A 25,363-nucleotide genomic window follows, 5' to 3' on the forward strand; every position below is an offset into this window, starting at 1 on the left:
CATTCAACATGTCTAGGGCGTTATGCACAAAACACCCCACCTGTAGGTTCAATTCGAATGGTCTTACCAACTAAATCTGCACCACATTCCACGCCCACAACATGCGGAATGTCCAGCCTGCGGGCGTGCTGAAGAAGATGCGATAGCGAGGAGCCAGATCGGACAACTAGAGCACCTGCTGTCGAAATCATGGCAAGCTGGGACATGTCCGTCGTTTCCAAGTAAACCGCTGTGCCTGCAGCAAAGTTGTCAGGGGTTGTGAGTGTCAATTCGAGCCCCGGGCGAGGTACGCCCCAGGCAATAGGCTTGGTGCCCGCCTGCGGATGGTGCTGACCATACTCAAAGAATTTGCGGATTTGCTTGGGCACTTCATCAAAAACCGGGCAGTTACCGGATAGATCGCCCAGGTATGACGGCAAGATGTCTAGCAGAAGGTCGGCGACCCCGCGCCGGCAAAGTTCATCAATTGCAGGACTCAGCCTTCCAAGTTCAACCATCATCATTACTGCGCATTTGTCCTTCATCCAGGCAAGAGGGGAATCCACTACCTGTATAACGCTTGATACCAGCTCAGCGTCTAAGCAAGGTTCGGCAAACGGAGCGTATGAGGTAACACCTGCATACCCTGCCACTGATGCCATTTCTACAGTCTCGTCTGGGCTGAACTTGCTGGCCTCATGCCCGATCAAAGTGGAGGTCAAGGCCCGTTCAAATCCCTGACTTGGGGATTCAATCTTCAGCTCGATCGCGGTCGTGGCTATTCGACTAAAGCGGCCGTAAAGGCGAGAGACGACAGCAAGCTCACATGCAATAGCTTCGGCCAATGCGCGATCAGGACCGCCAAGCGAGATTTGGCGGGTCCGGCGATCGCTATCACGCTTTCTGTCAGCCAATTCAAAAGCCTTCAACAGGAGAGCTCCTGGGACGCGGGAGAATGCAGATCGAGGCAGGGACCCAAGTACCGAGGTGATATCGGCCAGCTGAAGTGCCCGAGCACTTACGAAACTGCGAACCCGAGCTAGACGCACTCCCCCAACCGAGAACTGATCACCAGGTGCCGCCATAGCGGCCACCACCGCGGCACCTACGGAGCTTCCATGGTCTACTGGTAGTGCAACGAACCTAGATGATGTACGGCCATACCCGCTGGTGCCTTTCAACAGTTTTGAAAGACCGGGTCGCCCAAGGGTATCTGTACTGACCTGGAGGATCGTGAGAACTCCATTTGCCGACACCGCCCACTCAATCGAAGTTGCCCCCATATCCCGGTGCAGATTTAGAAGTGCTGAGCGAACCTTTTTCGTGTCATTCGACAAGCCAGAAGTTTTCCAGATAGGTATCGCTACACGCTCTGTCTTCCCTGTGCCGGCAGTAGCAGCGTCGCCCACCCCCCCTTCACAGATGAACAGATGACCGTCACCAGCAGTGCCAAACATTGCTACACCGAACATTCTCGCGGTGATAAATGTCTGGATAAGTGAAAAAGGGACTTCGCCGGCGGCAGTGATCTGCGCATGAACAGTCTTCAGTGCTGCCTTTACCTCAGCCTTGCCCTGGGCAGGTATCGACTCGAACACCCCGATTGTTTGAGCAGACGAACTCTCTGAGGAAGCTGCGGATCGAACCAGTACACGCGCTGAAGTTACCCAGTGCGGAAACCTGTCGAGGTCAACGTTTGAAACCACGTACCCCTTCTGCACGTTGTAGCCAAGCTCCGCAGCCCGCTGCAGAAGACCAATTTTCGCGGGTAGAACATCAATGACAGCGTCAGTTTTGAACTGCCGGCGGGCAAGAAAGTGCTTGGCTGCAATCCAGCCTGACAAGGCACCCAATATTTGCGAGATTGAAATGAGATCATCGCTAGCCCAAACCGGCGTTGTCTCAAGATACGCGAGCCAGAGAATGTAAGTGGCCACTGTACCAACGAGAGCTACGGCGACCTTCATGGCCGGATGTCGTGGGCGGGCAGCTAAGAATGCACCAATAAAACTGATGGCCAGGTTCAAGAAAACAACCCATGCAGCTGATCCAGGAACCAAACCGAACACGCTTCCAATAGCTCGGATGCTTCTGCCCTCGATACTTGCGTACATCGCCGCTTCCGGGTCGATGAGATCGTCGTCAGTAAGCACCGCTCGATTGAAGAGGCCGGGCTCTGTGTTGATACCGAGCCATCTAACTCCGCCTGCCGACAGGATTTCGCCCGCAAGGATGGAGTGATAAAAAGTCCTTCGATCGTATGCCAGCCCAACGTAAGCTTTGCTTTGATCCAGCCCGGCAATAGCTTGAGTAAGCCCACCTTTGGCCACGATTTCCATGTCGATATGGTCAGTGCGTGGTAACTGGTTCTTTGTTCTGGCCCAATCATCAGCAGACTGGAAGTCTAGGAATCGAACGTCTTGGTAACCCAACACGTAGTCGAACGATTGGGCTGCTCCGAAGTATCGATCTGCGTTTTTGTAAGCCTTGAAGTATGCTGGCTTGATCAGCAACTCTTCTCGGGTTGGCTGCATGAAGTAGGCATCGACACCCCTAGCTCGAAGCATATCGAGCAAAATCCAGGTATCACCCGAGTAATGACTTTCAGCCGCAGTGATGAGAACGGTCTTGCCATGAAGGGCTTCGGCAATAGCATCAGCCCCTGACAAGAACACAGGAAGGGTCACCGTCAGCCCATGCAGCCAGCCATAGTTCAAAAACTCATCGGGATTGGTCGTACTGATGATGGTTGGGTTCCGCTGCTCCTTGAACGATGGAATGTCTGCTGGCAACACCGCATGATCATCACCGAGCTTAGCCAAGTGATCCCACGCATAGTCATTGAGAGCATTGGCGCCGCCCTCCAAAAATTGTATGTGAACGCCGAATCTCTCATTCAGATCCTCAGCTATCGCAGCTGCTGTAGTCCCCCTCTCATCGACCAGGACCACTTGTTGGTTTCCCTTCTTAGCTATCCCTAGCAGTGGCTCAGGATTATTGTGGATCTGCGTCGCAGTCGCTCCAAACCCGAAATCCTTGAATAGCTGAGGGCCAAGGTCGACGCGGATGACACGAATCTTGCGATTAGAGACCCCTTTGTAGAAGTCATCTGCGGTAATGCGCGACCCTGATAATGCTTGGGCAGCATCACTTACATAAGGGTATGGGATGTCAGTAGTGCGCTGTGAGGGGGCTCCAAGGCTCTGTGTGTTAGCAAGGATCGCTTCACGATTCGCGTCAGCCCACTGGATGCAGACGATCGCGCAAATGAAAAATCCAGCCAGGGAACAAATAATCAGGGCAAGTCGGGGGAGCTTCCAGAGCTTGACGCCGAAATATAAGGCAAGACCAATTCCCAGAAGTGGGAGGAATCCCGCACCCAGAGCCAGGGCACCAGCTCCACCCAAAATCACTGGGAATGCCTGTGCCTGAGCACTGACACCAATGAGCAACAACAGCCAAATTCGATTCATGCGGCACCGTCTAGCGAAGGTTCGTTGTGATCAATGCCGAGTTCACGACCGCCAATCGCTCTTGCGACTGTTGAAATTCGACGAAGGAAACTGGCTGACTCTTCAGTTATCACCGCCGGCCGCCGAGCGAAGGCCAAGGCAAGAATGTCAGGCGGTGGACGTCGGAACAGGGCCCAAATGAGCAGATCCTCGAACTTATGGGAAACCTCTAGGCCGGAGCTTTGCCGGGTGCTACCGCCCAAGACGTCAATAGGAAGTTCTGCCCACGAAGAGAGTGATAGAGCGTCGATGACATAGCGGGACAATGGCGTCGTGGGACCTGACCTGAGTGCCGCCCATACCAGCTCGTCACTGAATGCAATCGAGTGGTAATTACCTGCCAGATGGTGAGCCAGAATCGAATAGCGCTCATCGAAACCATCCAGGCTGCCGTCCGGCAGGAGGATCTGTTTCTGCAGGCGATCGTAGAACCACAAGCGCTGGCGGGGGGTGCAGCCGAACATATCAATCGGTTCCAGTAGGACTCGAGTCGCCCCCTTCACGGCCTCGAAATAACCTTCGTAATCGCACGTGTAGTCAGCCTCGCGCAGCGGAGCAGAGTTATCCGCAACAGCTTGCTTCCTGAGTTGAGCTCGCTTAATACGGCGGACGTTGGCGTACTTGCTTACACCTAACGGATCAAAATTCTCACTCGCCTGTGACTCCCAAAGCTGGAAAAAACCTGGGCAGCTGAAGCTGTCATCTGAACTCTGCATGAACGACCGAACGGTTTCAGGCGGTAAATCCTTGTGTGGATACCACCCGGAATTACACGCCTGCAGGTATTGGCAGTCACGGCAGAAGTCGTGCTCGTAGCTGAGCTTGTTATCGAGCTCACTGTTGTTACCCCAAACAACTTTCAGTGCAGCATTCGCATCGTGCGCATTTAGATTTATGTAGGGCTTGAGCGCCTCTGTGCCGGTCTGATTGGGATTGAGCGAAAGCTCCCCTCTCTGGTCCCAGTGGAACTCGTAAGCATCGTTAAGCGTGTTCTGGGACCGTGACAGCGTACGTAACGACTTTTTCATGTCGTCCAGGTGATCGACCGTCAATCCATATTGCTTGCCCAGCCGAGCCAGTGTCGAAATGTACTCGGCAACGTCCTGGTACTGAGGTTGGGCTCGATCGAAATACGCCTTCCCTGAACCCCATGGAAAAATCATGTCGCAGGTTGCGTCGGTAACGCCCCGCTTCACGAACGTTTCGATGATGTACTCAGGCCCAAGATCAATTAGACCCTGCCCCATTACAAGCACCAGGTTGAGCATGTTGCAGTCGCCCAAGGCTTCTATACGCTTGAGGTACTTAGGCAGGATGGCCATGCCTCTTCCGAACCGCCCACTCTCAGGTCCCTCAAAGGGGATCGCAATATCCATTGCGGGGTGCCCCTTGAACTCACGAAGGAGACCTAGATACCGATCGTCCTTCCACATCAGATTTGAACAAAAGGTGAATTCTGTCTGAATACCAATCCTGTTCATCTCATCAATCTGGCCAAGCACCCAAGGGAGGTTTCGCTGCCAGAACTCAAAAGGCATGAGGGTGGCTTCCCCCCCAAGTACGTCCAGGTGTAGGTAGGTAACGGACTGATCTAGATGGAAGGCTTCAATGATGACCTCCACCGCCCGCCGAAAGGTCGCTTCGTCGATGTACTCTTTACGTCGGAGCAGCTCTGGCTGGATGTAACAGTGTTGGCACGCCAGATTGCAATTGAGGTTGGTCGATATGGTCGTCGACATCATCTCAATTGAGCGGTTACGCGGAAGGGCGAAGGGTTGGATATTCATACCCTAATAGTGGGAGGGGACTGCCCCATTTCGGCCGTTCTGCAAAAAAAAACCGCTCCATTAAAGCGGTCTAGGTTCAGCTAAGGTTATGCCGACGCCTTGCAATTCTGTCTTTGGCTCGTGCTTCAAGCTGAAGGTGGTGCGCGAGCTGCTGTACGAGTGGGTGCCGCTCATTATTCGACTCGCCAGAATGCGAAAGGCGCGGGTACTTGAGCACCCAGCGGACAAGTTCGGTATTGTGTCCGGCCACCAATATGTCTGTGTGGCACAGCCCGCTAGACTCTAGGTCAACCTCAGCTCTTGCAAGCAGGTCGGCCAATGGATCACCGCCATTGGCGTCAACCCAACTCCATAAAGCCTCTGAAGGTACCGAAACCGCGGATAGATCTTGATACACCAGGTGCTCGAAGAGCACGCGCTGCTCCGTAGCTGTTAGCAGGTGTATCTCAGCCTGCTGGATCATCGTGGCCGTCCCTACACCTTGATAAGCCCACAGTCGCTGGATCAACGGCTTATCGAAACTGCTCGATGCACGCACGTTTACTTTTGCTCCGCGGGTTTGCTTCAGCCAATCTGAGAATGTCCCTGCAACCCCTACCGCCTCCTCATGGAAGACTTCAGAAGGGGGCTGAGCCTTAGCGCTCATCATCATCGATTGCATTTCCGAGCTATGCCTGGCCTGCACAGGATCAAACGAACCGTGTCGATCCTTAACCTTTGTCCATAACTGCTTGTAGCCTGGACAATCTCCTTTATCCCATGGCCGGACATCGGCTGGCTCGGCTACCCTGTAGTGGTACCAGCCGCCAGCACACGCAGAGTGGAATTCACATTGGAAACAATAGCTGTGGTACTTAGATAGCTTGTTATCTAGCTCTTGAGTGTTGTCTGCAAGGACCCGGTAAGCCCAATCATCATCACCAACATAAATCTTACGCTCGCCAAGGGCTGCTTCAGCTGTCGTTTGATTAGCGTTGAATGTAGTCAACCCGTCAGGCTCCACAGCTAAATCGTATCGAAAATTGCCGATGCACTGATAGCTTGTTCCGCGGAAAACGGCTCCTGACATTTCATCGGCGGGGGTGAAGGTGATTCCGGGTGGCGCAATATCAAAGAGTCGACATAGGTAGTCACTCATCTCCTTGAAAGACACCATATTTGGCTGCCAAAAAGCCCTCCCCGAGCCGTAAGGGCTTATCATCTTGATGCTGAAGTCGGTTATGCCGAGCGGCAGAAACGTTTCTAGTAAGTAATCTGGACCCATCGCCACGGTGGTCTTCGTAAGAATCACATCGAGAATCTTCTGCTTGGCTTTGATCGCGCGCACAGTTTCAGCCCAGGGCCCCATGAGCTTCATGTTTTTGCCAAAACGATTTGTGTCGGGTTCCCAGGATGTATAGATCGCCATCTCTGGCCAGTCACCATAGGTGTTGAACAGGTCGACGTACTCGCTCCGATGCTTATCGTTGGCAAATATCAGATTCGTCAGGACATTGATAGATCCTGGCGTTTTGAAGCCAGCATTGAATTCACGGCACTTATTCAAAGCATAGGGAAGGTTTCGCTCCCAGTATGCAACGGGGAGCTTTGTAATCTCCCCCCCGATCAACTCCCACTCCACTTCCTCTAGACCAGTATCCAACGCAACGAGCTGAGCAACACTGTCAAAGACAGATCTGAATACAGCCTCGTCCATTTGCGTCGGATTTCCCAGCTCAGCTGGGTCGATATAACAGTGGGTGCAGCGCCGGTTACACCACCTGGTCGCGGTGATGCTGATGTTTGCTTGGTTTACACGAGACGCCTTATGCACTTTGCATCCTCAACGAAGAATTCCAGATGCTGAGTCCGCCGGCACACTCGCCCGAGCCATCAAAAACAGGCACATGCGCCGGTCCGCCACCGCAATAGCTGACATGCTCACACCCGTGACAAGCCCTAATTCTTCTGCGCTCATGGGAAATTCGGGATAGCCGGTTTCGTGAAATAATCATGGAGTCGAGCGAACTAACGTGCAGATCACCGAGTATGGTGCCTTCGAGGTCAGAGTACAGCGGGTTGGTAGTGACTGTGCCGTCTGGATTCAGGGTTAGGAACCGATCCTCGGAAAGCACATTGAACTGAAGGTTGCCCGCATCAGGATTCTGCTCGAACACACCAATTGTGATGCCGGCCCGAGTCAGCCGTGCATAATGCCGCTCCCTTAGATCTGCGAGGAATGACCAGGCTTTCTGGTATGGAACAGTGAGCGGTAATGCCGGCGTACTGGCGGGGTGATATACGGGTGTCTTCAAGAATGAAGCGAAGTCGACAGAAATGTCGAACTCCCATACCTTGCATTCACTTTGAAGCATGACATCCACAAGGGCATCCGCTCCAGCCTGAACCGTCTCTGCATTGAGCTCAACGTTGACAACGCAAGGGACCCCAGCGGACCAGAACTTGTTGAGGCCGGAAAGAAACCGTTCCTGATAGATGACTTCAGATCCGGCCAGGTTGAATTTGTTGCCAAGTGCATAGGTAGTTTCGACCAGCCCATCAAACTCTTCATGAACCATTGCCAATAGCCAGTCTGGCACTGAAAAGCAGTTTGTAACCATGGTCTGCCTTGCGCTTGGCAGCAGGCGACGGGCTGTATCAACTAAAAGTTGCATCGCCTGCGGCCCAATCACTGAAGGCTCGCCACCCTCCCAAATGAGGGTGCAGTCTCGGTCTGCCCAAAATGATGACTGGAGGAATTGCTGGAGTGTGGCGACCGGCAACCGCTCTTTAATGGCCCGGTGCTCCTCAGTGAGATAGCACCGCTTGCAGTCAACATTGCACTGTCGGGTTACGTTGATGAATCCGATAGCTTCTGAGCGCATGCATGCCTCATAGGCTGGCAGCTTACTGCTGCCAGCCGGGACTTAACCGACAGCGATCAAGCCACTGGGTGGGGTGGGCTTGGGCGTGGCAGGTGGTGGTGGCGGCTCTATAGCACCGCCAGCTTCGAGAACAACCTGAAGAAGTGTCGCAAGCTCACCTGCAGCCAAGGCAGCGACCTTTGGTGCAACACCAAGAGCATCAGCTACACGACCTGCAGCCAAACTTGGGAGGGTGGTTTCACGGTCAAGGTTGATCCGCTGATCGAGCTGAGTCGCAGACTCGATGGAAGCCCAAACAGCTTTGAGAGCGTCAGGGCCTCCAGCAACAGAACTAGCCATCAGGCACAAAGCTTTGGCCAAATCCGCTTGCTTGGTATTAGGAGCTCGAACGCGCATACCTGAATCCTCTGCAGGTACTTTTTCCTCTGGGTCGACCTGCTGAACTCCATCTGCATTCTTAACTTCAGCACTGGAGGCGGTGGAATTTTCGGGCTCTGGTTCTACTACTGGGTCAGATGGTAGGTACTTATCGAGCACTGTGTGGATTGCGTTCTTAAGCTCGAACAGTAATCCGGCCGCGTCGGCACCGCGAAGCCCCGTAGCCTCAGCCAGGATGCGAATCATGTTTGGAAACGGAGTGCGGGTATCCAACTCAGCTTCAAGGATACTGGCCCGAGCTTCCATGAACTGTAAATCCTTCAGGTGCAGGGCTTTTACAGTGTTTACAACGAGGTCTTTCATGAAGTCCGGGCCTAGGACTTCAATCACGACCTCCGCGATGCACGCTTTAACATGATCCATAACGACTTCGGGCATGGTATCGGTGTAGAGCAAGTTCATCATCTCGTCGGTGGAGATGACCTTTGGTTTGTAGCCAAGCTCTGCGTACAGCAGGTACTCCATGTAACCATCGATCGGCGACACCCGGATATTGCAGCTCTGGCCATGCAACGAGATCCGACCGTAATCACGAATGAGGTCACAATATGCCTCAACCTCGGCATTAATAACCGTAGCGTTCGCCGGGGGAAGTAGATTAACCCCAAAACCAGCAGACTCAGCCTGGTAGAGGATTTCACGCGTATCCACCGACGTGTCAAAAGGCACATCAATTGTGCCAGGCGATGACGATCCCATAGCGAGGATAAGGCTGAACTCAAAGTTTTCGCTCAGCATTGCAGGGTTTTGGTCATCAGCTTGAACAAGCAGGCCAATGGAGCGGGCGTCAAGTGGAATCTGATTCAACTGCTCGTCACAGATCACAGATTGATAAGCAACGTCGCGTTTTGGCTTTTCAGCACCCTCCTCCCGGATCTGACGATGCTGCTCCTCGAACAGCGCACGAAGCTCAGACACCTTCTTGTTGAACACAAGGTTGTACCGAAATTCTTCGGGTATCGATTCGTCAACCTGGTCGTCGCTGACCTGGGTGGGTATGTCTACATTGTCAGCCACAGTGGTTGCAGACTCCGGCAAATGAGAGCCCGTCAGGGCAGCTGCGTCATCAGTTTGGGTCGATTCAGGGGGGGTCATGTTCATATTGCCTTAGCGCCAGCCTCGTGCACCGTGACATGCACCGTGACATGCGCCATGGCATGCACTATGGCAATAGCCCCAATTGCCGACGTTCGTGGAGTCCATGTCCTTGGCGGTTGCTGTAGCGGCCAGAAGCATGTTGTTGATCCGCGGGACGGCCTCGTGCTTAACGACGCTGTTCAGAGTGTCAGCATGCCGCTCTACCATTGGCTTGATCGGGTTCATTTCGAGCAGCTTCCGCATCTGGGCGACGTTGTGGTCAGCTTCCAGTTCGGCCTGGGTCTCGTTGATTGTGAATCTGGTTTCAACGCTGTTGAACGCCGCTACCGCGATCGCGCTCACGGCCAAAGTAGCCAGCACCCTGTTGGGAGTAAATTTACTCATTATTCGCCTTCTCTCCAGATTATCAACGCGGCCCATACGGCACCGACTACTCACCCATTGCCGATGGAACCGGACTTGGATGTAGCAATACTTCAGAGGTCCTGACCATTCCCGACCAGAAGTCTCGCCCAGCTCACCAAGCTAATGGTGGACGTGGGAGTACATCGGGATAGTACATTCAGGTTTCCCAATCACGAAGCCAAAACGACACTACCGAATTATTCAAGATCCCAAGGGGTTCTATCCCGCGACTGCAATCAGCGATGGCTGCTCAGCCAAAGCCATTTGCTCGTTGATGAGCTTGAACGCGGTAAACCCACCGGCACACTCTCCGCTCTCATCCGTTTTTGGTGTCGCCATGCAGCCTGAACTGCAGATTGGCTTGAATTGACAGCTATAACAGTCAATCTGGCGATCCTCGCGCATCTCAACTAGTCGAGTCGGCTGGGCATCAGATCTGCCTATGGCGTTACGGTTATTTGATTCGGATGTGAGTGCAGTACAAGCTTTGTAGTAGCCGCCATCGTCAAAGGTGTGGAACCGGGTATCACAAGCGCCAGACAAGCATCCATAGCCTCCACGCTGCCCACTGCGAAGCCTCCGGACGCTTTCAGTCAAGCCGTCTAGTGGGGATATGTGAATATCCTGGTAGTGATCTCGAGGAGTCGCGATATACCGAGAATAAGCCATAGCGAACCGGGCGATCCAAAGACTGTATTGGCGGTTGGTCACACCGATACGATCCCAATTGGTGATTGCATATCCGGTCCTAGTCAGCCTCTCAAAGTGAACGTGACGGATTCCTTTCGAGCGAAGGTAGTCGATTAGGTCTGAGGGGTTTCTGAACCGTTGCATCAGGATCTTGGTGGTTGTAATCACCATGTACGGCTCAAGCCCAGCGCTCTGCAGGGATTCCATATTTCGCCAGAACCGCTCCTCGAAATCTACATTGGACCCAGGCTTGCTGGCCTTGGTACGACGAATAACCGGATCCCAAGAAACGCCTACAACGCCGTCAAAAAAATCTCTGTAGAGGTCGGCCCACCTGAGGTCGAAGTTCATCAGATTTGTTTGCAGTGAGAACACGACCTTGAATCCCTCAAGATTCGATCGCAGGTATACAACAACTTTACGCATCAACTCGACACCTACGAGAGTTGGCTCCCCGCCATGCATTTGAAACAGGATGGTGCTACCTGGAACAGCGAAGGTTTTGACCTTAGCCGGAATTGCTTCAATCTGCGCCCAACTCATCCGCTTTGGATTGTTTGGGATAAAGCAGTGCTCGCAATGTAGGTTGCAGGCCTCGATCAGTCGCACGTAAACCATGTGATCGAAATCAGGTGCGCCGATGCTCACTGAATACGCTCTATGCCGTAGGTGTAGGGGTCGTACCCGTATATTCCAGCTGCCGCTAGATATGAAGAAGCCAGCCGGACTCCATCCGCCGAGCTCAGAAAATCCTGGACATGGTTTAAGTGCGATCGATATCCAGCGCACTCACCCAGTCCTGAATGCACCTGATGCGCAGTGATCGGGCAGCCGGACTTGCACCAGCTCCGGAACTCGCATTTTCGGCAGTGGTTTTCGACGTGCTCGATATGCTGGACTCTGATCCAACCCTTGCGCGCAGGGCTAGACTGAAATGCATCGATACCATCAGAGGCCTTAGGCCAGGCGTCGACTTCATACTCCATCCTGTCAGGACATGAGTTGAGAGAGCCGTCCGGATTTATTACAAGAAAGTCACGCTGGCAAGTCCCGCCCCAACGCTCTCCTGGCTGCCCGTTCAATACACCGGCTATCGAGGCACCCACAGCATTGTTGGTAACGCACGAGCCGAACTGACGTAGGTCAGCCATCGAGATGTCGAATAAATCACGGAGAAATGTTGCGTGCTCACGGTTATCAGGGCGATTCTCATCACCGCCTTGGCTGTTGTAGCGTTCGATGTTGAAATGTTTGAAACCATTGCTCTTGAACCATGCGTAGATCTCGGGCGCCCTGCCTAGCTCGCCGCGGGTCGGCACCATGACAGGTCCAACCTCGAGGCCATTGTCCCGGGCCAACTGAACCTTATCCATCCAAAGGTCTACGTACCGGCTGCTAGAACCATTGATAGTTCGGCCAGAAAAGTCGATGGAGGAGCCAATGAAGGCGCCGCAACGCTCACGCAAAAAAGCAATGTGGCCCGGGCGCAGAGGGATCAATGAGGTTTGGATAGATTCTTGTACTTCAAGCCCAACAAGCCCCTGACGCACGGCATCAGAGAATTCGAACAATACTTCTGAGGCCAGAGTAAGAGGCTCGCCACCATGGTAGAGGATCGATACACGGTCGTGCCCCTCTCGTGCAGCAAGATCCCGGATCAGCTGCAGCGAGTGCTCCAACGTCTCCGTTGTCATTCGTTTCTTATTGGACCTGACTTCATCAGGCAGGTAACAGAAATCACACCCAACATTGCAGTAATTTGTTGGCTTCAAGTAGACCTGGAGCATCAGGACACCTTGCTCAGGTCTGAAATGCGCGAGTGAGCATCCGCAGGGGTGATGCCAAGCTTCAAAAGCAGCTTATCAGCCTCGCCGCTTGCCACTGATTCCTTGAGCCTGGTGAAAACCATTTTCCAGCTCTCACAGTATCCAAACTTGCCACCCATGCCGCGCTCAAACAAAACCGAATCTCGGGCGCAACCACCTTCACATTCGATGAAATGATCACAAGACCGGCAGTCGACCGGAAACTTTATTTGACGCCGCATAATCTCTTTGGACGCAGGCGACGCAGCTAAGGCAGAAACGATCTCGGCCGGCGGGTAGAATTTTACCTCTACAGGAGTGGAACCTTGGACCTCACCCGTCAGAATATTGCCAAATCGGTAGCGCTCATCACCAAGGTCACTGAACTCACTGCAATTGAATACTGAACCGTCTGGATCGATGGTTAAAAACTTACCGCCGCAAGACTTCGTCCAAGGGCACAGAGTGCTTCGGTAACCAGCAACCTTCTGGAGCATCTGATCCAGAGGCGTGATGTTGAAAATAGGCAGATCCTTGACCCAGCGATCGTACAGATCTACCAGCATCTGACCATACGTGTTTGGTTTTATCAGCATGCCAGAATCTCTGACCCGACCGGCCGGATACGCGTAGTTGAATCGAATGTCGAAGCCGTATACACCATAGGCCTTAGCTCGGTCATACATCTCCATTGCAGCCGGGGCAGCACCTTCGTCATACACACCGATGACAAGTGGACGAAACCCATCGCCAATCGCCGCATCCATAGCGCGCCAGAACAATCTGTCGTATGTGTCAGCCGACCCCTTAACAGTGCGGTAGCGCTTATAAGGGTCATAACTGGTTGAGATACGACCTTCAAAGACGTCTTCAAAGACATCTTTCCAGCGCGAGGACTTGTAGGCCAGAAGGTTGGTCTGAATAGCAAACTTCACACCAGGGTGGCGCGCCCGAGCGTATTCAGCACACTTGATGTAGAACTCAGGCTTCATGAGCATCGGCTCCCCGCCGTGCCAGATCCACTGCACGTTAGGGGTGAAGGAATCAACAAGCCGATCGAACATCTTCCGGAAATCGTCGAAGGTCCACCCTGCATTGCCGTCGGGAGGCGCAGAACAGTAAGTGCAATCTGCATTGCAGTCCTTTGTGGGCTTGGCGATGATGACTGAGTACGGCACTTATCAGTTAACCTATAGTGGCGAACGCCTCTTGTGAGGCTTAGGGGTAATAGCAGTACACGTCTACGAGCGAGTCCAGCTTGTTCCGCTCTTCCGCGGTCCCCCAGATATCCGTCTGGACAACCCACATGCTTCCGTTGTCGATAAGCCGGTACACGAACCCGAAAATACCGCTACCAGTGACACCAGGGTCGTAACCACCAGACATCATGCCAGGCCGTAACGAAGCCCTAGGGAGACCTCCATTCGAGCAAGTCGGCTTTATAACGCCCCAGCCATGTCTGACAAGGTATGTGCCTTTCTGAACATAGTTCGGTAGCAGATCCGAAAGGAGAGCGTTATTCCTCGACCTAATCTTAATATTGTCAACTGTCAGAATATTGTTAGTCGCGATGCTTACGCTTCCCGAGCCGGATGCAAGCTCTAGCTCCCCATTCAAAGCGGTAACCTTAGGGTTGACCTTGGAAAGCTGAATATCACCACCTTCTGCAATGGTTTGCTGCCCCATCAGGAGAGCAGTTTTCATTCTGTTGTCTTCGGGATCACCAGTTGCGATGCGACTCAATTTCGAATCAAGGGCCGGCTCTGTACCTGGGACACCAATAGTTGTCCTAACAGTATGGCTTGACGTATTTGTGATAGTGGTCGCAGGCAAACCGTTCGCAACATCCCCATCCCAGTCCGCAATAATGTTTTGAGAAATGCTGAAGGTGTAAACGGTGCAAGAGGTGTTAATGGCTGAGTTGAATTTGTTCTTGTTGGCAACTCCCGCGAGCATCGGTGGGGCCGTACCTTGAAGCACGATCTGGGCGTCTGTGCAGCTTGGACTGGCCGGCCAGACCCCATTCTTCATTCGATATGTGCGCACAGCATCCAAGAAAGTTTGCGTCTCTTGAATAGTCAAGCTGACGCGCCTCTCGTTGATCGACTCCATAAGCTTAGGAACCGTAAACACAGCCATAAGCGCGAGAATTGACAAAACTACTGACAGCTCGATGAGTGTGAAGCCCGCCTGAGCTTTGATTCTACTGCGATCAGCGTGTTTCTTCATCGTGCAAAATCCGTTTCTGATTGACAACCCAAGATGGGTATGAGGAATTCTTGATTCGCGTGGTGACTATCACCCGAGTCTTCCCACCTACAGTTTCGGTTGAATAGCCACCGTAGTCGCTCTGTAGGAACGGTAGGTCAACTGCCACGTAGCACCTGGCCGCGTCGAACTTCACCAGGATCTGGGAACCAAGGGCATTTTTTGTAGCCAGGTCGTAGTTGGTGGTCAGCTTCGACTGAAGCACCGTGGTCGATGCCCAGTTATCTAGAGAGCCATAGGTATGGGTGTATCGGCCCCGGGCATCTACAGATGTAGCCAGAACTTTCGTTCTAGCGATCTCGCAAATCTGCAAAATCATTTGAGCTTGCCCGATAGACCCCTCTACCTTTGCCTCGGTGATCCGCTCAAGTACTGGGGGCAAGATCGCAGTGCTGAGGATTGCCATGATAGCCAGCACGAAAATGATCTCCAAAAGAGTGAAGCCCGCTTGGGCATCGCGAGATCTCACATCTGTTTCAACGCTGAGTTGAGGTTTACAATCGGCATGTAGAACCCGATTGCGAACATCATGATGGTGAGAATCATCATTGCAAAACCGAGCATCGAAGCCGCTCTACTGACACGTGAGGAATACTCGAGGTAATAGGCACGCAAGGCTTCGTTGAGATTCGAGAGGATCATATCCCGGCCGCTGGGGCCCTGTTCCTCGAATCCCTGCAAGTTTTGATGGACAATCGTGGGCCATTCCGGACTGTCAAACACATCAGAGAGCTGACGGCCTTCAGTCAACCGGTCAGCCGCCTCTAGGTAAAGGCGATGGCTAAGCCCCTTCGATCGCACTGCGAGAAACCGAAAGCTCTGAAGGTTGTTGAAACCGCTACCCAGTAACAGCTGGTAAGAGGTTACAAAATCGAGTCCTCGGGAGATCTTCATCCGGTCGTTGATGAATGAAAAGATCGGCAGCGTACGAATGTTGTCCCAGATTTTCTCCCGGAATACATAGGTAGCGGCGACTGCAGCAATCAAGAAGACAAAATACTGGGTGTAGACCATGTACAGAAACATGATCATTTTACTCATGCTGTTGAGTTTAAGCGGAATGCGTTGAACCTCAATGAAGTCGTGCATTGTGCCGCCAGCCCATAGCGGGATACCAATCATGAACAAGCATCCCAGGACCGTATAGAGGAGGCCTTGCTGCATGGCCTTACCGAATTCTTTCTTGGCGTTAATCCGCTCCTGAATAGCTTTTGAAGCTCTGAAGAGCGATTCGGATAGCTTTCCTGCCTTCTCGCCGGCGTCCGCAACCAAGATTGCGGTTTCATCAAACCGCAGCTTGGTAAAATATTCTTTGGGGGTTTCGCACTGATCTAGCTCGGCGTAGGTAATGCCAAGACGCTCATGATCGACCGACTCCTTGATTGCCTTGCCGATTGTTTTACCGCTCGCCAGCTTTGAACCAATTGCAGAGAGAATCAGAACCTGTTCAACAAGTTGGAATCGTTTCTCAAACGTAGCCTTTACAGCACCCAGGTGATCAATCTTTACTTGCTGGATGAAGGCCGGGGGGCGACCGGAGAGAGTAATGGCTTGCTCGCGACTCTCTGCTTTGATTGACGAAGAAGTTTCGATGGAGCCGGACTCTCCGATGTAGCGAATCTGCCAGTAAGCCATTATCTCATTTCCCGATCAGTTGCAGCGGTAAGTGACAGCGATCCGGGTGTTACCAGAGGCAGTTGCCGACTGCACGTTGTTATTCGAGGAAAGGGCGGTTGCCATATCAGAAGCGGTTTTGGCATCCGTTGAATCGATGGTGTAGTTGATGGTGACGGTGTTCGAGGTCACACCAGCGACACTCCAGTCAGTGTTCCATACGGTGGTGGTCGGCAGGCCACGCGCGAGCAGCAGCTGTTTGGTGATCGAGGTGCTGGAGCAGGTATTGGTACGGGATACCTGACGCGTAATGGCGGACGGGAAGTCTTTCTCGAGCTGTGTCAGCGCGGTGCTGTACTTGGCGTCTTCCTTGTTCTGGAGCAAGCCAGGCAGAATGTACGCAGCCAGCATGGCCAGGATGGCGATTGCGATTACGATTTCCAGAAGGGTGAAGCCCTTCTGAACTTTCAGCGCTTGGTTTGAAACTCGGTGTTGGTGTTTCATCTCGGAGTTGCCTCGGTTTTCATGACTGTTTGTAAACGCAGATGATGTGAGCTGAATCTGCTGCTAGGTGCTACTGGTACCGCCGAGGCGGCCGTCCATGACAGAGCTAAAGACCTCATGCAGGACAGGGGTGAATCGAAATCCCCCATCCGAATGCCATCCATCGCCCTGTTTTCCGGGAGATATCTGCACTGCAAGATTGTCTTGGATGTTGTGGGGACACGCTATCCAAAACACCCTTCCCAAATTCCATAGGTGTCGCCACTCAGTAAAGGTCAGAGCTGTGGCTGAATTCGAAGATGCGAAGGTGTTTGTTGCCCGGCCGGATGTGACAAGCCCTTGGCCCCATGCTGACTTGCCCGGCCTGCACTTAGGCGGTCAGTCAAATAAGGACGCAGATGCTTTTCGAGCTCTTCGAAGCTGGTGATGCCGGCCTTGACCAGACGCAAACCATCGTCCCAGAGATCGAGGAAGGAGCCGTCCGCAATTGCGTTCCTGCGCATGGTGTTAGGCGGCACGCCAGCCAGGATTGCTTCCTGGATATCAGGCGTGAACTCAAGGATTTCCAAGATGCCAGCCCTGCCTTTCATGCCACCCGATTCATGCCCGCACTTCTCACAACCCTTGGGGTTGGCGCGATAGAGGCAGACATCGGTGTCCCCATTGAATATCTGGTTCAGACCATAGAGCGAAGCCTGGGCCGCAGAATCTTTTAATCTGTACTCAACCTTGCAACCGCTGCAAAGTCGGCGTACTAGCCGTTGGGCTGCAAACGCAGAGGTGTTGGAAGCGATTATGTCCAGCGGGATGTTCATTCGCTCAAGTCGACCGATCGACTCGTGGGCGTTGTTAGTGTGCAGGGTAGTTAGCACCAAGTGACCAGTTTGAGATGCCTTGAATCCCAGATCAGCCGTCTCCTCATCACGCATCTCACCAACGTAAATAACGTCAGGGTCTTGCCGCAAAAGGGCCCGAAGCGCGTCAGCAAAAGTCAGATGTTTCCCGCACTCAGTATGCGACATCCCCTCATGCTGAATTTCAACCGGCTCTTCGATGGTGTGGTAGTTACGATCAGGGTTATTGCGATATGCATCAACGAGCACAGCGCTGAGCGTGGTTGTTTTTCCAGAACCAGTCGGCCCGGTCATAGCTATGAGACCGTTAGGCTGGTTACCTAGCCGTCGCAAGATGTCCTCGTTGCGCTTCGAAAGGCCAAGCTGCGGAAGGCTAGAAAGCTGGGTGTTGTTTCCGAGAAGACGCAACACTAGCTTCAGCGCTTTATCAGAGCCGCGCTGGACGGGCAAAGAGCTCAACCGTAGGTTGATTTTTTTATTGCCCGTCAAATCGAAGCTGAATTTGCCGTCCTGGGGAGTACCTGTTTCAAGAATCAGGTTGCTTCGAGTTTCAATCGCCACCCGGCAGATAGAGTCATGAAGGGTGTTTAAATAGGTTCTTTGGGTTCGAAGATCACCATCGATGCGATAGCGCACCTGAACCCGATCACCCTGCGTGGGCTGCAGATGGATATCGGTAGCGTCCTTCGATGCAGCTTCACGAATCATGTCGTCAATACGCTTGGCAGCAAGCTGTTTAGCTTGTTCACCATCTGCGGTGATGACTTCATCATCGATAACGGTGTTGCGTAACCCGTCTAGTTTGGCTGCACCAATGACGCCAACACGAAGCTCGCTATCGGTCTTCAGCTCCCCTTCGTTCTTTTTCTGACGGGCCCAAGCCAAAGCTCGTGAAATGGACCGCTGATCCAGAGGATTGGTCAGAAACACAATGCCATCGTAAACGCAGTAGTTTTCAGAGGGGCCCGGTAGGACAGCTTTCCGCCCCTCTTCAACCTCGACAAATGCAGGACGACTCAATGCTGTTGCTACAGCAGCAACTAATGCGTCCTCGTTATTCGTCATCCGAGCAATGTCTGGGATGATCGACTCAACGGACTCAGACGGCGGTAACGACTGAGCCTGTGAATTGGTGATCTTCCCCTCGGAAACTAGAAGATTGAGAATTTTCTTCTGTTGAAGCTCAATAGATCGTATGTTTTCAGAGCTCATAGTCAGTCGTCCGCATAGCGCTTGGAAGATGTCCAGTCAATTGAAACTACCTGGGTTCCCTTAGGCCCCTTCAAATATGCTTTATCAACTGAGAAGCGAGTCAGAGTGAGGTCATAGACCTTCTCACCAACACGGAGGATCCGGTCGCCGTCATTGGTTCTGAGAATGATTGAGTCGCCGCGAACTTCTTGGAGAGAAAGGATCTTCTTATCGTCGTCATCAGATGCCGGCTGCTTTTGTGGTTCTGGACGCTCTTGATTCGGCAAGGGTGCCTGTTGTAGACGCTGCTGATTGCCAAAAGCGGAATTCGGCGTGCTGGGTACGGCCCCGCTCATGGTCGGCTGATCGAGCATGAAGGGCATCGCATTGGGGACGATTGGTGAGCCAGAACTCTGGAACGGGTTGACCTCGGAAACTCGGCCCTGCTTGCGCACCTCTACGCCCAGTTTCTGGATGCTTTCCACCCCAAGTGGATTACCTTCATTATCAACAATGAAACTGGCATCGGACATCTTCTTATAGGTTTCAGCCATGTCGGCTTGGATCTTCAAGAGGTCGCGCTTGTATTCCATTGCACTGAGGGTCTTCTGACGGTCAAGTACCTGGTCAGCATCATCTGCGAAGATCGGACATGCAACAACAGCAGTCACTGCCATTACCAATAAGTTAGGAAAGAATTTCATCTCAGGTCCCTACAACAGTGATGTTTAACTTCATGATTCCGCCTGAGATCGTGTAGTCATACAAGAACGTCGGAACCTCAGATTGGATTTTTTTCACGGCTCCAAGTACAGCCCGCGGCGAGCCGCTTACTTGAGCCGTCCAGTTTCGGAGAGGCCCAGAATAAGTATTGGCTTGTTCACTTTTGGCTTGATCATCCAGAGCTTTGAAAGAAACTCTGTGGATCGCAGCGGTAGCACTGGCCATTTTCCATGAGCTTTCAAGCTTCGGCAGTACCGGAAGCTTATTAATGGCATCAATTTCGTTCTGTAACCCGTTATTGACACGATCTATCTGCTTGTAGTCATTAGGTAGCTTTCGGTCTTCACTCAGCGACATCGTCACTTTGAGACTGATGAAAACTACAGAAATCATCGCCAAGTACATGGCGCCGGTGAAGAGAGGCTCACCACGGGTGTTTTTGCCCTTGGCCCCAAATCTTTTCCGGAAGGATTGAATATTAATACGCTACCTCCAGTGCATCAGGAGATACAGTCAAGAGATAGGACATTTGGGGCATCAACTTTGATGTAACACCTGGAATCTTTCCCGAAAGATCCACTGCAAAATCAGGCCGCGTCATAAAAACATGCCCAGCTGTAAAACCATTTGTGTGCCCGGCAGCAGTAGGCGTAGATATCTTGGGATCGAAGGCAAGAACCTGATCTATTCTCGAAATAACGACGCCATCATTTGGTATGGTCTGAAGCCGTTCTTTCAACAGGCCCGCGACGCGCGTATCCAAGTCGCTGCTTAACTTCTTTTTGGTTGTGTATTCGGCCATATTCATCGTGAAAACCGCATACATTGTGTAGTTGTAGCCAACGGCGGCGACAGCAGCAACGATGCAAATCGCTAGAGCGAGATACCAACGCTTTGTACGTTCGTGTTGCTTTTTGGAAAAGAGCTCAACTCGTGTAAACGCTGGCGTCGATGGAAGGATCAGGTCGGTGATGTCAACGCGGATTCTTGGCGCTGCGAGCAGATCATAGCCATATAAGTCCGCAGAGTAGTTGTCGATATACTCAGAGGATCGCTTGATATTTGCAGGACTGTCATAGTCAGTCCCATTCTGCATTTGCAGGTATACGCCACCTGCTTCGCTGGTAGGGAATACAACAACCTCGTGCCCCAAGGGCACAAGGTTGTTTGCAAATAAGAGCTGCCAGAGGCCATACACGTTTGTGCCGGGAAAATCCTCCCTTAACGTGCCGAGCTCATTCTCATCAATATAGATTGGTGGACGACCATCCGGGCCGGCATGCTCAATGACCGTGAATACTTCAGCATCACGGCCAGTTGCCAAAGCATCGGTACCGATAGCGTCACGGAAGATGATGACTTCTTCACCACCTATCTTGATCGGTATCCCAAGCTGAAGTTCTGCCATTACAACGCCCCTTGCACCAATGTTGGGGTTACGACCAGAACCAGTTCACGCCGCTCCAGAGAGTTGTTAATGCCTTGAGTGAGCGGATTAAGAATCGCTTTGGTCACCAGGTTCTGCCATGGCAACTGGCGCATGGCTTCGTTCATACGCTTTGTGATCAAACCACCAAGGTGCACTGACTGGCCCGAGGAAGTAATCAACTGGGTGCTGAACTCTTTAAGATTCACTCTCGGAGTATTGAACGAATAATCACCGATGTTGATTGTGTCCGGGTCATTCAGGTTGGAAATCACAGGCCAGACATCAACAAGCAACTGGTCATTATCAAGAACACGGACAGTAACGCTAAGCGTTACACCAACCTTCAGTCGGCCAAGCTTAGGGGTCACTGTTACGTTTCCGCTCTTATCCTGAGATTGTTCAACATCAACGATGTAGGTCAGTTCCTCACCGGCGTAGATTTGAGCTGGGACGCCATTGCGGACAGTGATGTTGGGTTGATCTTTAAGCTCAACACGGCCGTATTGCTCGAGGAATTTAACCAGAGCCGATGCCGTTACCTTGGAGGAGGTGTAGGTTCCTTGAACGTTCCAGAAAGGGTCGTCGCTCTTAGGAGACGTGTTAAAGAAATTCAGGCCGAGGGGGTTCCCGCTGACCGTAGAATTGACCAACAGATTCCAGTCGATCCCCTTTTGCTTGCCATCTGTCAGGAGGACGTCATAAGCCTCGACCTGAACGTTCACAACCTTCGTGGACTCTTCGATTGCACGCTTAAGATATCGATCAAGAACCTTCATCTTTGAAGGCTTGCCGCCGGCAGTAACGATGCCTACAGACCGAATGCCCTCGATGTACGCAGGTGCTTCCTCAGAGTCACCCAAGCCGCCAATCATAGCTGGGAGTTGAACGTCGAAATTCAACCCAGAACTTTGTTGGTTCGATGGGCCAGTGGGGGAGTTGCTACCGCGGCTTCCAGATCCAACGCTCGTACTATCTGCAGTACCCATTGAGCGCGTAGAGCCGCCTTTATCCGAGGCGGCACCGATGATCTTTCTGGCACCTTCCATGATTTTGGTCCACTCGTCCTCAGACAGGGTGAAACCAATGATGTTGCCAGTGGACGTGCCGGTTTCCTTGGTATTGTCTTCACTGTCACCCGCTTTGGCACCGCGGGTTTGAGTAGACGCAATCACGTTGTTTACGTTACGGGTCGAGGCAAAAGCTGCCAAGTTCCATTCACGCGTAGAGTAATTGCTGACAAAAATTCGGTTACCTTCGATCTTTATGTCGAGATCACGAGTTCCCTCAATGTACTCGATGAAATCCGCCATCTGCATGCCGTCAGCGGATACGTCGATAGTGTCATTCAGATTTACCTTACCGCGCGGGATAATTGAATAACCCGGAAGTGTTTCAGCCAGGACGGAGCGCAGGGGAATCCCCTTCTTGCTCAGGAACACCGGCTTACGCCTGGCGGCATCCTCCGTGCGAATCTCACGCACATAGGTATTGCCCCGAAGAGCCTGCATTTTCTCTTTAGCATCGGGCCGCAGGGCACCGTACTGAGTTTCAGGGGAGAATTCGAATTGGCTCTGGCAACCGAGCAACCCGGAGGCCAGTGTCAGTGCAAGTACAATATGCTTGAGCTTCATTAGCTGGCCTTACGTTACGGGCGATCGGTGAGGAGGATCATTGGAGAAGGGTTGCCACCGGCATCCTTCAAATCCCAAAAATATTGGTAACGGACTTTGGCGTCGCGAACCGAGGCCGTAAGACTTCGGAGTGCGACATCCCGAGCATCCGTGGAAACGAATTCATAGGTGCGAACCTCAAGTTCTGGCTTACGGCTGAAGTCAGTCTTCACACGCCAGCCATTCGGCATGATGCCGGTTACGATTTGCTTGATTGTTGCTGCCTGGTACTCAGCGGTAACCGTTTCGTTCATCACGACTGTGGGATCGATTCGCTCCAGGATCACCCGCTTATGGGCAGAAGACTCAATCACTTCAGCATTGTTTTCGGCCAGCATTAGCAGCTGGTCGCTATGAGCCTTGATATTGGCCACTGCTGCGACTTGCTCATACTTCAGGCGTTCTGCTTGTTGCTGAGCTTGTCGGTTAAGCGCTAGCGCTTGCTGAATCTCTACCTGCTGCGCAAGCAGATCGGAACGGCGCTTAGCCGCAGTTGCTTCGGCGGTAGCTTTAGCAGCCTCCAATTGGCGCTCAGTTTCCTTACGCGCATTCATCAGAGACTGCTTATTTGTTTCAAGGTCAGCCAGGGTTTGCCGGTACTTACGCTCCGTTTCAGTTTCCTGAACGGAAATCACTGGATCATCAGCAGAGAGATCGAGTTGAAGGCCGTGTGAGGGCTTAGTCTGCTGGTAGTCGACGGGTTGGTTGATGTTTTGCGCACGACCGGCCTCATAGGACCGATCGAACGGGGACAAGGCTTCGTTGCGTGCGAGGGCGCTGTCGCTGAACGCGCTATTCGCCGCATAAGCCGCTTGGCAGCCGATCATCAGTGCCAGGATGGACAGGGCATGCTTCACAAACAAAATCCTTTGGAGGTGACTGTTACCGTAATAGTGGAAGGCCAGTGCTCCAAAAACGCGGTTTTGGTTGGAACTTTTCGAAAAAAACCGGCACCCTTTTTGAGTCCCCGCTTTTGGTATGTCAAAAATGAGCTCTTCAGCAGCATCGAGCACTAAATCCGCGATGTTCCCATTGATCGTCATGTTGGCTTTGGTGATCGGTGGATACGCGGCCTACCTCGTCGAGATCGGCGAGGAACTCAACTACCAGGCACACGCGCTTGCGCCCGTCTGGTACATGTTCAAGCCACACTTGGTTACGCAGGTGATTTCGGATGGTGGCTACTTGGGTACCCTTGCTGCTGTAGGCATGAATATTGTCCACGCCTTATTGTTCTCGGCGGTGGCTTACTCCCTCGTAACCATAGGCTTTGCGAAAATCTATGCTCCACGCAACGATCAGCCCAAAGCTGAGGAAATGGAGGAACCAGATCCAGCGGTAACAGGCATTTATCCTTGTGACATTCCTGGTTGCACGATGATGGTAATGATCCCGGATAGCCGAGATGCCAGCACTGGGGCAGTCATTCCTGGTGTTAAGGATACGGACCCCTTTGAGCAATACTATTTGCGATGCGACCGCGCACCGGTCGCCACTGCTAGGCCGCCAGAATCGCCGATTGAAAAGCTCCAAGTTGCCATTCTTGAGTTACTCAAGGCTCATCCAGAAGTTCCGGCGAGCGTAGGACATCACCATGCTGATGCATCTCTCGGGGACCACTCCATAGCAATCTCTAAATCCGTTGCTGATTACATGCGTGCCAAAGGTTGGGAGGAGCCTCTTGCTCGCGTCGCCGGCCTGGCTCACGACATCGACAAGCTCCTCGCGTATCAGCAAAAAGGCCCTGGTGAATGGGTCAAACGCAAGGACGCGACCCACCACAACACATTCAGTGCTTATCTAGTCCGGCAACAGCCCGAGTTCAACTCGCTTGCCCCTGAGGACCGCTTCACGCTCACGATGGCTCTGCGTTACTACCACCACCCGACCCATCTGCCCACTAATGCAGGGGACCGCGTAGAGCGGCTCATTAGCGCTATCCGGCATGCCGACGGAAAGATTATTCAGTCTGAGAAAGCGGCAGGTATCGCTGCTGCTCAAGCTGCCTCAAATACGGTCGATCTTGTTGCTTCGGCAGTAGAGAAGTTCTTGAACGTGGCAGATATCAATGCTTACCGTGGCGGTCAAGATGCAGGCTGGACGAAGGATGCTTTCGAGTATGTGATCATGCCCATGTCACGCTTGATTGAGTCCCTTGATGAATTTTTACCCAACGCTCTTGCTCGTCAAATGCAGTTGGGCGTGGACTCACGAAGCTTCAGCCACCCGTCGATTCCCGTAATCAAGAATGCACTCGATTCACTAGGCCTTCTCATGTGGAAGGTCAAGGACATGGAAAGCCCCACTGCGATGTTCGACGTAAGGGTTGGTGTGAAACCATGGAAGGCCTGCGTGCTTCTCAATAAGGATCGAATCTCCGAATTGCTCCCAACAACAGTGCCTAAATGGGGAACCACCAAGTACGGAAACGTCAAAGTGCTACGTCCAACACTCGACAAAAATGAAGACGACAACGAAACGCCGGATGCAGACGCAACCAGCTAAAAGATTCTGCATGCGGAAACTTTTCCC

Annotated in this window: 20 protein-coding genes; 1 reads left to right on the top strand and 19 read right to left on the bottom strand. The window is 52.5% G+C overall.

The genetic code is table 11. The features are described 5' to 3' along the window. Positions 1 to 20 precede the first annotated feature (20 nt). The 19 genes from ACZRN6_RS16460 to ACZRN6_RS16550 form a co-directional block, all read right to left on the bottom strand. The gene (locus ACZRN6_RS16460; protein ID WP_169904169.1) at positions 21 to 3,452 is read right to left on the bottom strand and encodes a PEP-utilizing enzyme; all 3,432 of its coding nucleotides are present in this window, start codon (positions 3,450 to 3,452) and stop codon (positions 21 to 23) included. Continuing rightward, the gene (locus tag ACZRN6_RS16465) at positions 3,449 to 5,278 is read right to left on the bottom strand and encodes a radical SAM protein (RefSeq protein ID WP_011922853.1); all 1,830 of its coding nucleotides are present in this window, start codon (positions 5,276 to 5,278) and stop codon (positions 3,449 to 3,451) included. The genes ACZRN6_RS16460 and ACZRN6_RS16465 overlap by 4 nt, the downstream gene beginning before the upstream one ends. Before the next feature lie 76 nt (positions 5,279 to 5,354). After that, positions 5,355 to 6,974 (bottom strand): radical SAM protein, encoded by a 1,620-nt coding sequence (locus tag ACZRN6_RS16470; protein WP_169904168.1) that lies wholly within the window; start codon positions 6,972 to 6,974, stop codon positions 5,355 to 5,357. Between the two features lie 109 nt (positions 6,975 to 7,083). Continuing rightward, positions 7,084 to 8,142, bottom strand: coding sequence for a radical SAM protein (locus ACZRN6_RS16475; RefSeq protein WP_169904167.1), 1,059 nt, complete (start codon positions 8,140 to 8,142; stop codon positions 7,084 to 7,086). A 42-nt stretch (positions 8,143 to 8,184) separates the two neighbouring features. Then, entirely contained in the window at positions 8,185 to 9,675 is a 1,491-nt protein-coding gene (locus ACZRN6_RS16480) for a hypothetical protein (protein ID WP_169904166.1), read from the bottom strand. Between the two features lie 12 nt (positions 9,676 to 9,687). Further along, positions 9,688 to 10,062 (bottom strand): hypothetical protein, encoded by a 375-nt coding sequence (locus ACZRN6_RS16485; RefSeq protein WP_169904165.1) that lies wholly within the window; start codon positions 10,060 to 10,062, stop codon positions 9,688 to 9,690. 240 nt (positions 10,063 to 10,302) lie between these two features. Then, positions 10,303 to 11,421: a radical SAM protein gene (locus tag ACZRN6_RS16490; protein WP_169904164.1), complete on the bottom strand. Its 1,119-nt coding sequence runs from the start codon at positions 11,419 to 11,421 to the stop codon at positions 10,303 to 10,305. After that, the gene (locus tag ACZRN6_RS16495) at positions 11,418 to 12,560 is read right to left on the bottom strand and encodes a radical SAM/SPASM domain-containing protein (protein ID WP_169904163.1); all 1,143 of its coding nucleotides are present in this window, start codon (positions 12,558 to 12,560) and stop codon (positions 11,418 to 11,420) included. Before ACZRN6_RS16495 ends, ACZRN6_RS16490 begins: the two co-directional genes overlap by 4 nt. Beyond that, positions 12,560 to 13,570 carry a radical SAM protein gene (locus ACZRN6_RS16500; RefSeq protein WP_464008387.1) on the bottom strand — a complete coding sequence of 337 codons (1,011 nt, stop codon included), beginning with the start codon at positions 13,568 to 13,570 and terminating at the stop codon, positions 12,560 to 12,562. Before ACZRN6_RS16500 ends, ACZRN6_RS16495 begins: the two co-directional genes overlap by 1 nt. A gap of 226 nt (positions 13,571 to 13,796) precedes the next feature. Continuing rightward, a complete protein-coding gene (locus ACZRN6_RS16505) occupies positions 13,797 to 14,807 on the bottom strand; it encodes a type II secretion system protein (RefSeq protein WP_169904161.1) in 1,011 nt (336 codons plus the stop codon). Then, positions 14,791 to 15,315, bottom strand: coding sequence for a type II secretion system protein (locus ACZRN6_RS16510; protein ID WP_169904160.1), 525 nt, complete (start codon positions 15,313 to 15,315; stop codon positions 14,791 to 14,793). The genes ACZRN6_RS16505 and ACZRN6_RS16510 overlap by 17 nt, the downstream gene beginning before the upstream one ends. Further along, positions 15,312 to 16,481 carry a type II secretion system F family protein gene (locus ACZRN6_RS16515; protein WP_169904159.1) on the bottom strand — a complete coding sequence of 390 codons (1,170 nt, stop codon included), beginning with the start codon at positions 16,479 to 16,481 and terminating at the stop codon, positions 15,312 to 15,314. The genes ACZRN6_RS16510 and ACZRN6_RS16515 overlap by 4 nt, the downstream gene beginning before the upstream one ends. Before the next feature lie 15 nt (positions 16,482 to 16,496). Beyond that, a complete protein-coding gene (locus ACZRN6_RS16520; RefSeq protein ID WP_169904158.1) occupies positions 16,497 to 16,964 on the bottom strand; it encodes a prepilin-type N-terminal cleavage/methylation domain-containing protein in 468 nt (155 codons plus the stop codon). Between the two features lie 275 nt (positions 16,965 to 17,239). Then, positions 17,240 to 19,030 carry a GspE/PulE family protein gene (locus tag ACZRN6_RS16525; protein WP_284184500.1) on the bottom strand — a complete coding sequence of 597 codons (1,791 nt, stop codon included), beginning with the start codon at positions 19,028 to 19,030 and terminating at the stop codon, positions 17,240 to 17,242. A gap of 2 nt (positions 19,031 to 19,032) precedes the next feature. After that, positions 19,033 to 19,713 (bottom strand): hypothetical protein, encoded by a 681-nt coding sequence (locus tag ACZRN6_RS16530; RefSeq protein WP_011922840.1) that lies wholly within the window; start codon positions 19,711 to 19,713, stop codon positions 19,033 to 19,035. A gap of 1 nt (position 19,714) precedes the next feature. Then, positions 19,715 to 20,125, bottom strand: a complete 411-nt coding sequence (locus tag ACZRN6_RS16535; RefSeq protein WP_078465851.1) for a hypothetical protein — start codon at positions 20,123 to 20,125, stop codon at positions 19,715 to 19,717. 85 nt (positions 20,126 to 20,210) lie between these two features. Continuing rightward, on the bottom strand, positions 20,211 to 21,140 hold the full coding sequence (locus ACZRN6_RS16540; protein ID WP_011922838.1) for a hypothetical protein: 930 nt from the start codon (positions 21,138 to 21,140) through the stop codon (positions 20,211 to 20,213). Continuing rightward, entirely contained in the window at positions 21,140 to 22,792 is a 1,653-nt protein-coding gene (locus ACZRN6_RS16545) for a type II secretion system protein GspD (protein WP_194940990.1), read from the bottom strand. Before ACZRN6_RS16545 ends, ACZRN6_RS16540 begins: the two co-directional genes overlap by 1 nt. 14 nt (positions 22,793 to 22,806) lie before the next feature. Beyond that, positions 22,807 to 23,874 (bottom strand): hypothetical protein, encoded by a 1,068-nt coding sequence (locus ACZRN6_RS16550; RefSeq protein ID WP_262378123.1) that lies wholly within the window; start codon positions 23,872 to 23,874, stop codon positions 22,807 to 22,809. Here ACZRN6_RS16550 and ACZRN6_RS16555 point away from each other — a divergent pair. Further along, positions 23,855 to 25,336, top strand: a complete 1,482-nt coding sequence (locus ACZRN6_RS16555) for an HD domain-containing protein (protein WP_169904156.1) — start codon at positions 23,855 to 23,857, stop codon at positions 25,334 to 25,336. The two genes, ACZRN6_RS16550 and ACZRN6_RS16555, sit on opposite strands and share 20 nt — an antisense overlap. Positions 25,337 to 25,363 lie beyond the last annotated feature (27 nt).

The organism is Pseudomonas sp. A125, from assembly GCF_055409485.1.

Coding starts and splice junctions, on each gene's coding strand:
- ACZRN6_RS16460 (WP_169904169.1), bottom strand. CDS start 3,452: ATGAATCGAATTTGGCTGTTGTTGCTCATTGGTGTCAGTGCTCAGGCA.
- ACZRN6_RS16465 (WP_011922853.1), bottom strand. CDS start 5,278: ATGAATATCCAACCCTTCGCCCTTCCGCGTAACCGCTCAATTGAGATG.
- ACZRN6_RS16470 (WP_169904168.1), bottom strand. CDS start 6,974: ATGGACGAGGCTGTATTCAGATCTGTCTTTGACAGTGTTGCTCAGCTC.
- ACZRN6_RS16475 (WP_169904167.1), bottom strand. CDS start 8,142: ATGCGCTCAGAAGCTATCGGATTCATCAACGTAACCCGACAGTGCAAT.
- ACZRN6_RS16480 (WP_169904166.1), bottom strand. CDS start 9,675: ATGACCCCCCCTGAATCGACCCAAACTGATGACGCAGCTGCCCTGACG.
- ACZRN6_RS16485 (WP_169904165.1), bottom strand. CDS start 10,062: ATGAGTAAATTTACTCCCAACAGGGTGCTGGCTACTTTGGCCGTGAGC.
- ACZRN6_RS16495 (WP_169904163.1), bottom strand. CDS start 12,560: ATGCTCCAGGTCTACTTGAAGCCAACAAATTACTGCAATGTTGGGTGT.
- ACZRN6_RS16500 (WP_464008387.1), bottom strand. CDS start 13,570: ATGAAGCCTGAGTTCTACATCAAGTGTGCTGAATACGCTCGGGCGCGC.
- ACZRN6_RS16505 (WP_169904161.1), bottom strand. CDS start 14,807: ATGAAGAAACACGCTGATCGCAGTAGAATCAAAGCTCAGGCGGGCTTC.
- ACZRN6_RS16515 (WP_169904159.1), bottom strand. CDS start 16,481: ATGGCTTACTGGCAGATTCGCTACATCGGAGAGTCCGGCTCCATCGAA.
- ACZRN6_RS16520 (WP_169904158.1), bottom strand. CDS start 16,964: ATGAAACACCAACACCGAGTTTCAAACCAAGCGCTGAAAGTTCAGAAG.
- ACZRN6_RS16525 (WP_284184500.1), bottom strand. CDS start 19,030: ATGAGCTCTGAAAACATACGATCTATTGAGCTTCAACAGAAGAAAATT.
- ACZRN6_RS16530 (WP_011922840.1), bottom strand. CDS start 19,713: ATGAAATTCTTTCCTAACTTATTGGTAATGGCAGTGACTGCTGTTGTT.
- ACZRN6_RS16535 (WP_078465851.1), bottom strand. CDS start 20,125: ATGATTTCTGTAGTTTTCATCAGTCTCAAAGTGACGATGTCGCTGAGT.
- ACZRN6_RS16540 (WP_011922838.1), bottom strand. CDS start 21,140: ATGGCAGAACTTCAGCTTGGGATACCGATCAAGATAGGTGGTGAAGAA.
- ACZRN6_RS16545 (WP_194940990.1), bottom strand. CDS start 22,792: ATGAAGCTCAAGCATATTGTACTTGCACTGACACTGGCCTCCGGGTTG.
- ACZRN6_RS16555 (WP_169904156.1), top strand. CDS start 23,855: ATGTTCCCATTGATCGTCATGTTGGCTTTGGTGATCGGTGGATACGCG.
- ACZRN6_RS16550 (WP_262378123.1), bottom strand. CDS start 23,874: ATGACGATCAATGGGAACATCGCGGATTTAGTGCTCGATGCTGCTGAA.